This window comes from Oceanobacillus caeni (genome assembly GCF_019037185.1).
Lineage (GTDB): Bacteria > Bacillota > Bacilli > Bacillales > Amphibacillaceae > Oceanobacillus > Oceanobacillus caeni.
This window is the reverse complement of the sequence record NZ_JAHHXM010000004.1, coordinates 163,855-178,173: the sequence shown is the minus strand read 5'-3', so window position 1 is coordinate 178,173 and position 14,319 is coordinate 163,855. Positions and strand designations below refer to the sequence as shown.

At 35.8% G+C, this 14,319-nt stretch carries 16 protein-coding genes; 7 read left to right on the top strand and 9 right to left on the bottom strand.

Annotated features, from left to right (window positions below):
- Positions 1-362 precede the first annotated feature (362 nt).
- Both KM885_RS04405 and KM885_RS04400 read right to left on the bottom strand, forming a co-directional pair.
- Positions 363-584: a hypothetical protein gene (locus KM885_RS04405; protein WP_047186566.1), complete on the bottom strand. Its 222-nt coding sequence runs from the start codon at positions 582-584 to the stop codon at positions 363-365.
- 209 nt (positions 585-793) lie between these two features.
- Positions 794-2,209 carry an alanine/glycine:cation symporter family protein gene (locus KM885_RS04400; protein ID WP_216883596.1) on the bottom strand — a complete coding sequence of 472 codons (1,416 nt, stop codon included), beginning with the start codon at positions 2,207-2,209 and terminating at the stop codon, positions 794-796.
- 269 nt (positions 2,210-2,478) lie between these two features.
- Here KM885_RS04400 and KM885_RS04395 point away from each other — a divergent pair, with 269 nt between their 5' ends.
- The 3 genes from KM885_RS04395 (at position 2,479) to KM885_RS04385 (ending at position 3,163) form a co-directional block, all read left to right on the top strand.
- A complete protein-coding gene (locus KM885_RS04395; RefSeq protein WP_047186564.1) occupies positions 2,479-2,703 on the top strand; it encodes a DUF1659 domain-containing protein in 225 nt (74 codons plus the stop codon).
- A gap of 35 nt (positions 2,704-2,738) precedes the next feature.
- Positions 2,739-2,957 carry a DUF2922 domain-containing protein gene (locus KM885_RS04390; protein WP_060668401.1) on the top strand — a complete coding sequence of 73 codons (219 nt, stop codon included), beginning with the start codon at positions 2,739-2,741 and terminating at the stop codon, positions 2,955-2,957.
- A 71-nt stretch (positions 2,958-3,028) separates the two neighbouring features.
- Positions 3,029-3,163 carry a YvrJ family protein gene (locus KM885_RS04385; RefSeq protein ID WP_216883595.1) on the top strand — a complete coding sequence of 45 codons (135 nt, stop codon included), beginning with the start codon at positions 3,029-3,031 and terminating at the stop codon, positions 3,161-3,163.
- Positions 3,164-3,290: 127 nt separating this feature from the next.
- Here KM885_RS04385 and KM885_RS04380 read toward each other — a convergent pair whose 3' ends face one another.
- From KM885_RS04380 to KM885_RS04370, 3 genes are read right to left on the bottom strand one after another with little or no spacing between them, the layout of a single operon-like run.
- On the bottom strand, positions 3,291-4,328 hold the full coding sequence (locus tag KM885_RS04380; protein ID WP_060669184.1) for a hypothetical protein: 1,038 nt from the start codon (positions 4,326-4,328) through the stop codon (positions 3,291-3,293).
- Positions 4,321-4,863: a hypothetical protein gene (locus KM885_RS04375; RefSeq protein WP_060669183.1), complete on the bottom strand. Its 543-nt coding sequence runs from the start codon at positions 4,861-4,863 to the stop codon at positions 4,321-4,323. Before KM885_RS04375 ends, KM885_RS04380 begins: the two co-directional genes overlap by 8 nt.
- Positions 4,864-4,885: 22 nt before the next feature.
- Positions 4,886-6,097, bottom strand: a complete 1,212-nt coding sequence (locus tag KM885_RS04370) for a hypothetical protein (RefSeq protein WP_216883594.1) — start codon at positions 6,095-6,097, stop codon at positions 4,886-4,888.
- A 301-nt stretch (positions 6,098-6,398) separates the two neighbouring features.
- Here KM885_RS04370 and KM885_RS04365 point away from each other — a divergent pair, with 301 nt between their 5' ends.
- The 4 genes from KM885_RS04365 (at position 6,399) to KM885_RS04350 (ending at position 10,215) form a co-directional block, all read left to right on the top strand.
- Complete coding sequence (locus KM885_RS04365) at positions 6,399-6,929, top strand: superoxide dismutase family protein (RefSeq protein ID WP_216883593.1); 531 nt, start codon at positions 6,399-6,401, stop codon at positions 6,927-6,929.
- A 283-nt stretch (positions 6,930-7,212) separates the two neighbouring features.
- Complete coding sequence (locus KM885_RS04360; protein ID WP_216883592.1) at positions 7,213-8,472, top strand: hydroxymethylglutaryl-CoA reductase, degradative; 1,260 nt, start codon at positions 7,213-7,215, stop codon at positions 8,470-8,472.
- A gap of 151 nt (positions 8,473-8,623) precedes the next feature.
- Positions 8,624-8,860, top strand: a complete 237-nt coding sequence (locus KM885_RS04355; protein ID WP_204797758.1) for a hypothetical protein — start codon at positions 8,624-8,626, stop codon at positions 8,858-8,860.
- Positions 8,861-8,862: 2 nt separating this feature from the next.
- Positions 8,863-10,215, top strand: a complete 1,353-nt coding sequence (locus tag KM885_RS04350; RefSeq protein ID WP_216883591.1) for a tripartite tricarboxylate transporter permease — start codon at positions 8,863-8,865, stop codon at positions 10,213-10,215.
- A gap of 548 nt (positions 10,216-10,763) precedes the next feature.
- On the opposite strand, the gene KM885_RS04345 is transcribed toward KM885_RS04350, so the two are convergent.
- The 4 genes from KM885_RS04345 to KM885_RS04330 form a co-directional block, all read right to left on the bottom strand.
- Positions 10,764-11,195: a VOC family protein gene (locus tag KM885_RS04345; protein WP_204797760.1), complete on the bottom strand. Its 432-nt coding sequence runs from the start codon at positions 11,193-11,195 to the stop codon at positions 10,764-10,766.
- 178 nt (positions 11,196-11,373) lie between these two features.
- The gene (locus tag KM885_RS04340) at positions 11,374-11,988 is read right to left on the bottom strand and encodes a PH domain-containing protein (protein ID WP_216883590.1); all 615 of its coding nucleotides are present in this window, start codon (positions 11,986-11,988) and stop codon (positions 11,374-11,376) included.
- Between the two features lie 292 nt (positions 11,989-12,280).
- The gene (lacD, locus tag KM885_RS04335) at positions 12,281-13,258 is read right to left on the bottom strand and encodes a tagatose-bisphosphate aldolase (RefSeq protein ID WP_216883589.1); all 978 of its coding nucleotides are present in this window, start codon (positions 13,256-13,258) and stop codon (positions 12,281-12,283) included.
- A gap of 15 nt (positions 13,259-13,273) precedes the next feature.
- Positions 13,274-14,317 carry a galactitol-1-phosphate 5-dehydrogenase gene (locus tag KM885_RS04330; RefSeq protein WP_216883588.1) on the bottom strand — a complete coding sequence of 348 codons (1,044 nt, stop codon included), beginning with the start codon at positions 14,315-14,317 and terminating at the stop codon, positions 13,274-13,276.
- Positions 14,318-14,319 lie beyond the last annotated feature (2 nt).

Sequence of the window (14,319 nt, the reverse complement as noted above, 5' to 3'; positions counted from 1 at the left end):
TAACAAGGGACGAAGAATCTGCCCTTTCAGTTCTTTGGTAGTGATTCCCGATATCTTACCACGAGTACTGATATCTCAGTGATGAATTCCGATAACAAACTCACAAGGGCGGATATCTTGTCCGTGAATCCTTTGTCCCAAATCAATAACCGGTCTTTGCAATATATGCGATATAATAGAAACTTTTAACCTAAGACACTCCATCGCCTCAATAATTACCTTTTATTCGAAATAGTGTAGGCTAACCTATAGAAATTTAGAATAATTTTATGTATAATGGATATAGATAAAGAGAGAAGTGTATTAATACACTTCTCTCACAACCTCTACCGTCAGGGTGGTGGTTGTCTTAAATATTTGATTTATTTATGAGAACCACCCTTTTGCTTGTGACGGCGCGGGGTGGCTTTCTTGTCTTCTAGTATGTTTTTCCGAAAGAAAAAAGCACTTGATTCACGCACGATCCCTTTCAGAATTTCTCGTAAAAATTTTAGAAAACTTGACATTTGCCAATCCTTTTCGGCAAATGTCTTAGTTGCACTTATGCAGAGTGTATGCTTCTTTCTGCCAAGAAATGTTTCCATGATTATCACCTCCTTTCCCCAGTAGGAAAGAAGAGCGACAACCAACCACCCTCACAATATTCAGTTGCTACTTTATTTTAACATAATATAAAAGCGTTTTAATCTACTAATTTCCGACAAATACTGACAAAGATTAATGAGTGAAAATCTCCTTACTTATGTAAGCATACTCATCAGCCACAGGAACAGGCAAACCTATCCCCACAGTTCTACTGCTCCCTATCCTCCATCCGTTCCCAACACTCTATTCCATCTTGATTTTCTAATACATCCCGATAAAATACAGGGTCTTTTCCAGCTTTTCGTTGTTTCATGTAATCGTCAAGAACAATCTTGGCAATTTTAAAGAGCCTCGTAATGGCATATAAGTTAATTAACGCCATGATTGCCATGGTTAGGTCGGCAAGTGCCCAGACAAGATCAAAGGATGCAAGGGTTCCAAAGATGACCATGATAAGAACGACAACTCGGTAAATAAATAAAGTTAGTTTACTATCCTTAATATAGTAGATATTGCTTTCCCCATAATAATAATTTCCCAGAATCGAACTAAACGCAAATAGGAAAATGGCGATAGCAACAAATATACCCGCCCAGTCTCCTAGAAGATTGGTAAAAGCAGATTGCGTTATCTGAATCCCCTCTGCATCACTACCTGCAAATCCACCAGAAGCAAGAATAACCAATCCAGTTGCGCTACAGATTAATAAGGTATCAAAGAACACGCCAAGTGCTTGAACGAGTCCTTGTTTTACCGGATGCGAAACGTCAGCAGTTGCTGCGGCATTCGGTACGGACCCCATCCCAGCTTCATTAGAGAATAGCCCACGTTTCACACCCATCATGATGGCTGCACCGAAGCCTCCTCCCGCAACTTGTTCAATACCAAATGCATTAGCAAAAATAAGCCTAATAATGCCTGGTATCACTTCTAAGTTCATCGCCAATACCACAAAGGAGATTAGAATATAAATAATCGCCATTACTGGTACAATGATTTGTGAAACATTAGCAATACTCCTTATTCCTCCAAAAATAACTAATGCTGTAAGAATGGTTAAAATGATAGCAACAGCAGTAGGACTTATTGAAAATTGATTTTTAAAGGCAAGACTAATCGTATTAGACTGAACGGAATTAAATATAAGTCCATATGTAAATGTGATGGTAACCGCAAATACAATACCTAGCCAACGACTTTTTAAACCTTTCTCAATATAATAAGCTGGACCACCTCGGTAAAGATTTTTATCATTCACTTTATATACTTGACCAAGTGTACTCTCAACGAATCCAGATGCTGCACCGACAATCGCAACCAGCCACATCCAAAATAATGCCCCCGGACCTCCAAGTGCCACCGCAGACGCGATCCCTGCCATATTTCCTGTACCTACCCTTGAAGCCGCACTAATAGCAAATGCTTGGAAAGAACTTGTCCCTTTCTTCCCTGAATCAGAATACGCACGTTTATCGGTTATCACTCGAAACATTTCTCTTATGGAAAATTGAACAAAACCAGTTCGAATTGTAAAATATAACCCTAAACCAATCAAAACAATAATAAGTACATAAGACCATAGAAAATCATTTAAATGGGAAACAATACTTTCCATAAATTCCATTGTTTTTGCACTCCTTTCTTATACACCATAATAGTATACCATAAGAGCCATAGGACAGGTTTACTGTCTCAAATTAACTATAAATACCCCACCCCTTTAATAAAGATATCTTTTTCCAACTTCCCCTATTTATTCCTCTTTAAACACAAATTATAACTAGATATAGAATCTTGAATCCTTCTTTTCCAATGGTCATTAATTATTTTAATAAAATCCCCCCCTCACCTCGATTCCTTTCGATTGTATTTATGAAAGGAGGTGAGAAACAAATGGCAGCATTCGAATTAACGAAGTCTACTTTACAACTTGTTTTAAATGATGGGAATGATTTAAAAACCGGTATGCCAGTCTACAAGTATAAGAGTTTCAACAATGTTAAAACTTCGGCAACGGCAGATCAGCTATATGCTGTAGCAAATGCTTTTGCTGGTTTACAAGATCGCCCATTATACAACATCATTCGTAAAGACACAGCTGATGTTACTGCTGAGTAACGGCTAGCAAAAAATAAAGGAAAGGAGTGATACATTTGAGAAAATTAGAGCTTAAATTTACTAACGAAGATGGAAAAGTAGTTACATTTTCACTAGAGAATCCTATCGAACCAGTAGATCCTTCAGCTGTTAATGCTGCAATGGATACGATTATCAACGAAAATGCCTTCACATCAACTGGTGGGGATTTGGTAGAAAAGCATAGTGCCCGCATTGTAGAAAACACTGTGGAAGAAATTGATATTGAAATTTAATCTTAAGAATTTAGACCAGCGGAAGTTTATCGCTGGTCTATTTTACTAAACAAGGATTGGAGGTTTTTTCTGTGGAAGCTTGGATAGCGCTCATCACAGATGTTGGTTTTCCTATCGCGGTGACGTTTTACCTATTACACCGTGTCGAGGGAAAACTAAATCAATTGATTGAATCGATACATGCATTGCCGGAGAAAATGAAATAATTAGTAAAACAGCCCCACTAAAAAAGTGAGGCTGTTTCTTTTCCAATAAATTACCTTTTAGTTAGCTAAACCTTTCACACGCGTTAAAGTAGTTTAAGTCAGTTTCCGAAAATAGGCCAATTGAATCTTATTTATTATTTAATTCAAAGTATAAATGTTCCTCTGTAGAATTAAACTTTAAAATAGACTTTTCTTGTAATAGTAGTTCTTTCACAGGTAAAATAATTGGCTGGTTATGATAACTTCCGAGTTTAAATTCTAGTTGGTTTGTACTTTCCTTAGCTTTCATTATAGAAAAAACTAGCTTCTCTGTTTCAGATACTACATAGACCTTGCTTTCCTTTAAATTTAACTTTTTTATATTTCTAAATAAAGTTGTAAAATTTCTATACATCTTTGATTCAGTTTCTGATTTAGTTATATACGTAGACACCTCATTAGGTTCTGGCCTTAAGTGTAATAATAATATATCTTCATTCTTAGTAACAAATCTGAAGGTAACGGTATAACCAGAGATTGGAATATGTTGCCTTAGATTGATTCTTATAAGATTAGATGAAGTTAAAGACACTTTTACAACCGGCTGTAATAAATCAGATACTATGCTGTTCCCCTTCCAATAATCCTCATTATTCAAAAAGTTAACCAGCTGATCTAATTTCATATGTTTATCAATATTTAATGGCTTTGATTTATTAAAAGAGAACATTAATAAAGGCAAAATCACTAAAAGAATTATTAAAATAAAAGATGAAAATACTACCAGTACAGAGTCAAACACTGTTTTGGCATCTAAAGAATAAGCTATTCCACCAAATAACCAACAAACCGCAAGACTATATGAAATAATTATAAACATAATCAAAGTAATCTTATACGTCTTTACGTTTGATAATAACGTTACTAAGTAATTGATTTGTATGATAACTCTATTTTTATCAACTTCGTTTTTATCCTGATTCAATTCTAAACTTATGTCACGTGCTAAGTCATTTGACTTTTGAATTACTCTTTCATTATGTTGACTAAAAACTATAGTTGTTAATGCCAATAATGCAGCAATAACAGCTGACACCCAACCCAGATATTGAATAGAATAAATGCTAATGCCATCCATCAATTCCCAAAGACCAACAGCAAATAAGTATGATATATAGTCATACATTTTGATTACACTTCTCTATAATATCTGTAGAAATCTCTAACAATTTATCTACTTTTGTTTTATCCGTAGTAATTGGATAGGTAATTAACCCATTGGTGTAAATTTTAAGAAGTATAGGATTATTATCGGCAAGCTCCAATTTAGCTTTTATTCCAAAGAAAGGATCTACGTCAACCGAAGTAATCTCCTGACTTAAACTTTCCTTATATTTACAGTTCAAGGGTAATCTAAAAACTTCAATGGTAACATTACTACCTAATAATTTATCCAATACTTTCCCTAAATACTTATAATTTTGAACAGATGATGTGAATAAATAAAAATAATTACTCTTCCTTATAAAGTTTACCATATTCATTTTTCCATACCTAAAGGAATTGGACCATTGAATTTCACCCATACTATTACTTTCATCAAAAAAATTCATGGCATAGAAATGGTCATTATCATCCATAAACATAATATCCTTTAGATTTTTTTCAACATTAACAATATCATTTACTTTAACGATTACCATACTGTTTGAAAGGAACAAGGCCTAAACCCTCCTTATTGGCTCATTTAATATCCAATTTAATTCCACCAAAGTAATCACGAATCTCCTCTTCTTTATCAGGAATTCTTTTAATCAGATTTTCTTCTATCGTTGTTACATATTGTGTAAAACTTTTCTTCGATTGAAAAGCATCTCTTGAAAGTTGATTATTAACAATCTCTGATCCAATTTCAATAGTTTGCTTATCTTCTAGTAGGTTAACAATAGTATAATATAATTCTTGACAAATTTCTTTTAAAATATAGCCCTTTACATTAGGCTCACTAAAAACAATCTTTAACATCCCTTTAAAGTCGATTGTTAATCCCGTGGTAAGTACTTCAACCTTATTCTGATATTTACTAACTGTTATTGTAAACTTAGAAATCTTATCACCATTAAATATACGCTCGATAACATCAGGGTCCGCAAACAAGTTTTTCCCACCTAAAGTTGCATTCTTGACACGAGGTGCTTTATCATTATCAAAGGAAATGGAATCAACACTATTTAATTGATAATCCATTCTTTTTAGCTCATCAAAGATCATGCGTATTACCAACAGAGTCAATGAATCAAAATCTGTTAGTCTTGCATTGGGCATATTTCTAGTTTGTTGGTTAACATATACTTGCTTTAAATTAACAGTCGGACCATGCGATTCCTTTGTAAATTGAATAAGTTTATTAATAACCTTATTGTATCCTGCAAAAGTACTTAATGCTATTTTTTGATTTAAATCAAAGATAATTCCTATTTTCCCACTATATATTTCTTGTCCTTTTTCACCTGTAGTTGGATCTTGGTAAAACTCACTATATCTGAGCGTCAATTCAACAGTTTTTCCGGTTGTATCCAGATCAATTCGCGGTTCTGTAAATTCGAAGGAATCATATTCAATAAAATCATCCGATTCATAAATTTCCTGTAGCAATGAACTTATTTCAACTGGACTCAAATCAGTTTCAAGTATAGATAAAAAATATGGTTCTCCAACTGAATAACGGTCATTTAGTAAATTAGCTATATCATCTAGTACCTGATCAGACTCATCGATATTATCCCTTACTACCTGCATAACAAATTGCAAGCATTGCTGTTCATTGCCTTGAATAAAGGAGTCCTCGTCTATTCCAAAGTTGTTAGATAAATATTCACCTATTGCTGATAGTCTTTTAATTTTATTATGTCTAATTTTCTGTCTATATATCTTTTCAATTTTTTCAATATCCACTTTATTTCCCCCAATACAGAAAACAGTCAGTTTTTGTTTATATTTTCCTATAATCCTGTATAATTACAGCACTTCTATTTTCTACTCTAATCATTCAGGACTATATACCTAAATACCCCCATATTTCAATATATTTATCAAACAAATTTTTCCGTCTATAATTCCATAAATATATGATGAATCCCTTCTCTAGACTTCCCTGTAAGCTCCGCAATTATATGAAAAAAAAGTACTCCCCTCCTCCACCTTGCACAAAATTTTCCTTTGGGCATATGGTGAAAGGAAAAAGGAGGAGAATACGATGTACCCATATGGCTATTATCCGTTCGTTTATATTCCGACAAATTTGTTGAATCCCACAAGAGGTCAAGTTAGCAGAGCTTATGCAGACATCCGTGGAAATGAGTTGACACCGAACTTACGTGGGCGTGTCTATTTTCAAGATGTGCCAAATGGAGTGGAAGTATCGATAGAAGTGTCGGGATTACCGAAGTATCAGCCGGCCCATGGCAATCAAGCTCCAATTGGTCCTCACGGTTTCCATATACATGAGCATGGGGATTGTTCTGTAGGGGAAAAAACAGATCCTTTTAAGCACGCTGGTGAACATTGGAATCCAAATAACCAGCCGCATGGTCATCATCCAGGTGATTTTCCAGTTTTGTTCTCCAATGATGGTTATGCAAGAATGACGTTTTTTACCAATCGTTTCAAAAGTAAAGACATCGTTGGCAAGTCCATCATGATTCACGAAAATCCAGACGACTATCGTTCACAGCCTTCCGGGAATTCAGGTAAGCGTATAGGCTGTGGTGTGATCCAGGCGTACTAGAGAAACACCTTGACTAAGGGGACGGAACCCGATTACCCTCCCTTTCGTAAGCAAACAAACCGTCCCCTTGCTTCCATGCCTCAATATCCCCACTGCTTTTTAATATAAAAAGGAATCAATTACGCCATCCGATAATTGATGTGCCCACCACCTTCTATTACTTTAATTTCTAACTCTCCTTCCTATGGTATCTTTATCCTCCACATCGTATTCAACTAAGTTGAATACAAATAAATCCAATTGAATAAATATTACTACAGACAACTTTTAGGAGGTTATTTTCATGTCAACTCGTATTCCTGGATTCTATAACTTATTACCTGAAGAAAGGCTATCACAAATAGCCAAAGCTACCAATTTAACGGATAAAGAGCTTGAGATCATTAAGGGGAATAAAGGATTCTCGGTAAAAGAAGCAGATAGAATGATTGAAAATGTCATTGGATATATGCCAATTCCACTTGGGATTGCCGTCAATTTTAAAATTAATAATAAAGATGCCTTTATTCCCATGGCAACGGAAGAACCATCTGTAGTAGCAGCGGCTAGTAATGCAGCAAAGTATGCCTATGACTCTGGTGGGTTTACAACCTCTTATAGTGGGGCAATCATGAGAGGACAAATACAAATTACCGAAGTAAAAGATCCGTATGGAGCATTGGCAAAAGTCTATGAAAACAAAAGAGAAATATTGCAACTCTGTAACAAACAAGATCCCACACTCGTATCACTTGGTGGTGGAGCAAAGAACCTAGAAGTACATGTCATAGATGGACCTACCAAAAAAATGGTGGTAGTTCACTTATTTGTGGATACAAAAGACGCTATGGGGGCAAACGCAGTAAATACCATGGCGGAAGCAGTTGCTCCATTATTAGAAAAGATAACTAACGGCAAAGTGGTTTTACGCATATTATCTAACCTTGCTGACCAACGTATCGTACGTGCCCGTGCCACTTTTCAGGACCCATTTAATGATAATAAAGAAGCAATGAATAAGTTTATGGATGCTTATGAATTAGCAATGATTGATCCATATCGTGCAGCCACACATAATAAAGGAATCATGAATGGAATTTCATCCGTAGTGCTTGCATCAGGAAATGACACCAGAGCTGTGGAAGCAGGTGCGCATGCGTATGCTTCTAGATTGGGGACTTACCGCTCATTGACTCACTGGGAAAAAGGTGAAAATCATAGTATTATAGGTACTATCGAACTTCCCCTTGCTGTCGGTTTAATTGGTGGCGCAACAACTTCTCATCCAGTAGCAAAACTAGCCACAAAAATAATGCAAGTAGAAACAGCTGAAGAACTTGCTAGCAATATTGCTTCTGTTGGTCTAGCACAGAATTTCGCTGCGCTAAGAGTATTAGCTAGTGAGGGCATACAACAGGGACATATGAGACTACATGCAAGAAACCTCGCTTTAATGGCAGGTGCAAAAGACAATCAAATTGATAAAGTTATAGAATTAGCTGCAAAACAAGGGAAGTTTAAGTTTGATGATATTAAAAAGATTGTAAAAGCCCTTTCTTATTAGTCAAAGACTTAAGCTTGTTCATATTTGATATATTTTGCTAATAAATTATTATAAAGAAGTCTTCCATCAGTGGAGGTTTTCCTTCATCCCTCACTGATGGTTACCAAAAAGCTTGAGGTGGGATAAAAAATAAATAGAGGAGGGCGGTACCATGGAAGAGGAAAAGAAGAACCTGGTTGATATTTGGGAAGATCATGTGGATATCAAAGACCTTAGCATAGCCATGGGACTTTGTATTCTTTTTGCACTTGGTGGTTACCTAATTGCTCCAGGAAATGGCCCACAGTCATTAATCTTTGGTATCTTAGGTGGTGTCCTAGGTTTTATTATTAGTAGTATCATGATTAAGCCTAAACGGACCATTATTGAGACATGGGAGGATGAGTAAGCATGGATGTAATGATTATTTTCCAAATCGTCGTTGCCGCAATCCTTGGTGCTGGACTATATACAATCATTGGAATCGCTCCCGGTACAGATGAAACCGCGGTACTAGCACCCGTTACCATTGCACTTGCGTTATTAGGCATTTCTCCATACGTTATATTGGCATTTTTCATGTCTGCGATAGTGGCAAAGAAACTAACCGATTCTATTCCGGTTGCCATTGCCGGGATACCGGGTGGGGTAATGGCTGCACCAATGGTCGAACATGCTATGGTTTTAAAAAGTTACGGTATGCCAGATGTTAGTATAAGAAAAATGTCCTCAGGCTCTGTTATTGGTACATTAGTCTCTATTCCTTTAAGTTTCTTGATTGCAAATGCGATTCTCCCATTTGCCGATAAAATCAGCAGCTATTCAGGTTTAATCTTTTTCTTAGGAACTGTTTTTCTAGCACTTTTGTCAAAAAATAAAATTTTATCTTTAGTCATCATTGTTCCTTTCGCATTACTTATCCAAGGACTCCGTCATTTGTATTGGGGATTAGAAATTATTCCATCAGATTCAACTGTTTTCGTATCCTTCTTTCTAGGTATTACGATCGGACCAATCGCCTTTTCTTTATTTGAACTTTTAAATAAAGACCATCGTAGAAAATTACCTCGACTTGGAAATAAGGAAATACATGTTAACTATTCAAAAAAGGTTAAAGAATTACCAAATCCGTTTAAAGTTCTAACGAAAAAAGAATCCGGCACCGCGGCCTTAGGTAGTGCACTAGGTTCTATTACTTTCTTTCTTACACCAGTTGGGATGACTGTATTTTTAGGTGAGTTTTTAACAAGGCATATTAAAGATCCTGTTCAAAGAGCCTCAAGGGCTATTTCAACAATGGATGCTTTAACCAATGCCTCCTATATATCTGGTACATTAATTCCACTGATAGCTATAGGACTACCATTATCACCAATGGCAATTGGCCCAGCTGCTGGACTATTTAACGCACCACCTATCTTCACTCCTGAACATAATATACATCACATTCTTTCTATGGGTGAAATCATGCTCGTATCTATCATTGGAGCCACAATTGCACTACTTATCACTTTCTATGTAACCATTAAATATGCTACACAAATCTGTTCCTTTGTATTTAAATACATCCCTCACGAGGCACTAATTGGACTTTTCGCGGGACTAGTAGTGATGTTGGCGTTTATGGATGCAGGTTGGATCAACATTTTCGGTGTTATTCTTGTTGCCTTAGTATCAGGGCTACTCCACCGCTATGGAGTAAATTATGGAGTAATGTTCATGATACTGTACGCAGCACCATGGTTATTAGGATTATTTAGCTAAAGGTGCTTGATTCCATGGATTTGAACGATGATAAAGGTGACAAGCCCTATGTTCCATTTAAGTGAACGATATAAATTTGGACGACGGGAGACTCATGCAAATATCTAAATAATGTGCACATTAACGGGGGTTGTCTCCCTTACCTTAGTTAGGGCTGGGCGGTTACTTTTTTCTTTCTTTAACGAAAACAAGAACCAATGTTATCGATCCTATCAACACTAAATTTGATTGTAGTATCAGATTTAATGCCTCAAATGTCGTCAATCTTACCACCCTTAATTTAATCAGCCCAAGTGGGAAGAAAAAATTCTAAAAGTAGAAATCTGGAATATATTTATGTATAATGGGTATAGATAAAGGGAGAAGAACTAATAGTACTTCTCCCGCAACCTCTACCGTCAGGGTGGTGGTTGTCTTAAATGTTTGATTATTTATGAGAACCACCCCTTTGCTATGGACGGCGCGGGGTGGCTTTCTTGTTTTCTAGTATGTTTTTCCCGAATGAAATATGCACTTAATTCACGCACAATTCCTTTCAGAAAATGCATTTATTCAAAGTCTTTACTCAAAATATCAATGCGCTCTTCAAAAGATACTTCGCGATGAATTTCATGTAACATCCATACATACCCAAAGCTATCAGAAAACATAGCATTTGAAATGCCCATTTCCTCCATTCTTGTGACAGGTTGAATTTCTGTTGCATTAGCAGCCATCGCTTTGTCATATACTTCTTGGATGTTTGGAACCACGATATTAAACCAAAATGATTGCCTGTCCCCTTCTTTCGGCGCAAATAGTTGGTATTCAGGATTTTCATCAAGCATATGGAAACGCGTACCGTAAATAGTGAATACCGCTTCGTTATTGCCTACTTTAAAATCTGTCTCTTCCACAACCTCTACATCAAAAATAGCTTTGTACTGCTCTAGTGCAGCTTTACTATCTTTGACAACAAAATCAAATTCCACTCCATTCATCGTTTGGCACTCTCCTAACTTCTAATTACTTTTTATCGTCTATTACACTATCTTCCACATCACACTTGTTTTTATTCTACTTTATTTACACCCATTTAAACAACACGAAGGCGCACGGAATAACTTAAGTTTATCAGTGGCATTGCTCTAAGTCATTATACATTAGCAAGTTCCCTTGTTAATTTTGAATATACTTATTAAAGATATCGCCAAAATCTTTTCGAGTATTATCATTGTATGTCGTATTTAGCCAATCAAAAGCAAATTTTGTAGCTTTTTCAAATTCATTAGCAATAGTTCCTTCTCGAAAGCGATTGTCGGTAAATAAAGTTTTAGATAAATCAAGACTTTCTTTCGCATAACCTAGAACACGTGCATCACTTTCTTGAATGTGCGAAACAGTAACTAATGATTTATACAGATCAGCAATAGCCTCGCCTTCTTTTTTCTCAATATCTACAGAAATGGCTTGTCCACCTATCGTGAATTTTATTTCAAGGTCCAAATCAATCGTACCAGCGGTTTCAACGGTGACATTTTGAATGGGGTTGCAGTAATAATCATAGCGTGAAATATTTCGCTTACTGCTCGTTGCCTTTTCCCCATCTAAGTGGATTAAGGCACGATTCGTGAAACAATATTCATCCGATTTCGATTTAATCAGAAAATGAATTCGTTCTCCTTCTTCATGTAATACATAATCATCTGATTCCGTTTTATCAAAATCGTCTGGCCGAATAATTTTACCAATATCACTCAATCCTAGTGCATCACTAGCAATCTTTTTAAACATGTAGCACATTCTCCTCTAACGAAACTACCCACAGCAGGAATGATTCATCCGCTACTAGGAGTTGTTTCTTTGATAAATTGTCCTAACAATACTATTTTAACGTAATTTATAAATGAATAGAAATTTGGGGCGATACTTATTTGAAAACTTCTTGAATTCATTCGTGAAATTCGGGAGCGGTATTGTGTGGGAGGTTGCTGCACACGTCTTTTTAAAAAACGTATTAGATAACAAGAAAACCACCCCGCCGTAGGAAGCATAAGGGTGGTTCTTGAAAGAAATAAATACCTCATTATTTAACAGCTACTTTATCTTTCCATGAGCTAGCTGATTCATATAATACTTTATTAAGCTCTTCAATATTATTTCTACCTTCTGATTTCATCCAATCTCTACATACCGCTTCGCCTTCTTCAGCAAAGACACTCACACCGTTTTTCCAAGTTGCACGTCCACATAGTACACCATTAAATGTAGATCCCGCTTCTTTTGCAAATACAATTGTTTCTTGGAACAATTTAGCAGAGACTCCAGCACTTAAGAAAATAAATGGAACATCAGTTGCCTCACTTTGTTCTTTAAAATATTGAAGTGCTTCTTCACGTGTATAAACAACTTCATCGTTAGAAAAGCCTTCTACAAAGTTCATATTAACAGGGACTTCTACCTTTAATACGTCGACATGATATTGGGGTTTCGAAAATTCCTTCATCGCTTTAATTACTTTAGACGGTTTTACCTTTGCATAGTCTTTTCCTTTTACATCGTCATTTTTAGCATCATAAGTTACAATTTCCAAAAAGAATGGAATATCCTCAGCAAGGCATTCTGAACCTACTCTTTCCATATATACATGCTTAAATTCATTAATTTTATCATCTTCATCAACATCATAATATAATAAGAATTTAACAGCATCAGCACCTTGTTCTTTCAAACGTTGCACAGACCATTCTTCCAATAAATCAGGCAATCTTCCTGGTTCTGTTGCATCATATCCAGTTTTTTCATAGGCAACAAGTAAGCCAGCATCTTTATCTCGTTTTCTTGAAGCAGGAAGTCCATATTCAGGGTCAAGTAAAATAGATGTAGAATAAGGAGTTAATTCTTCAGAAACAACTTCTTTAAAATTAACAATTGCATTTTCATCCTCAGAAGCAATCATTTTTTTCAAGGAACCGCGTTGGTCAATTGCCAAAGCTCCAATAATTCCATCTTCATTTGATAAACGTTTTAATGCTTCATATTTTTTTTGACTAATTGTAATCATAAAGGTACCTCCAACTTAATTTTCAGGTGATATTTTATAAAGTAACTTAACATGGTGTGAGTCTTTTTCAATCATTTTATTGAAAGGAATTTCCTTATCTTCTAGTTCGAATTCTCCAGTAATTAGTGGGGTAACATCGATTTCTTTTGTTGCCATATATCGAAGTGCTGCTTGCCATTCATATCCTGGGAACGGACTACTGTAAGACATCCAAGAACCTCTTATTTCTAATTCACCACGAAGAATTTTTTCAAAGACTTCGGGTTTAAACGTAATGTCTTTTTTACACGTACCAATATAAACAACTTTTCCACGTTTCGCTACATATTCAATAGCTTGGACTTGTGTAATATTGCTACCCGCTGTTTCATAAACGATTTCTGGTTGTTCATTAGTTTCAAAATATTGATCCATTGAATCTTTAAGTGGATTAATGATTACATCTGCACCAATCTCTTTTGCTAATTGAAGTTTTTCCTCGTTTAGATCAACAACGATAATTTTACCTGCTCCCTTAGCACGTAATGTCAGTAATGTTAGAAGACCAATTGTTCCTGCTCCAAGCACTAAAACAGTTGCTCCCGCATGAACATTTACACGATCAACACCATGTATCGCAACCGTTAATGGTTCTACTAATGCTGCTTCTTTTAAAGAAAGTTGATTAGGGATTTTAAAGCAGTTGATTTCTGGTGCAGCAACATATTCTGCCATCGCACCGTCTTCTCTAGAACCAATAAAGCTATATTTTTTACACAAAGCAGGTTCACCTTGTTGGCAAAATTCACATTCACCACATGGTACAAGAGGTGCTACAGCCACCCTATCTCCAACCTTTAGTTTTGTAACATTTTCACCAACTTCGTCTACTATACCAGAAAACTCATGTCCTAATATTTGTGGGAAAGAATGAACTCCTCCGTTAAAGTACCTTGGAATATCTGATCCACAAATTCCGCAGTAGCCAACTTTTATAACTACTTTTCCTTTTTCAGCCACTGGTTTATCGACTTCGACTAAGTTAAATTTTTCTACGTCAACTACATTAAGTGCCTTCAATT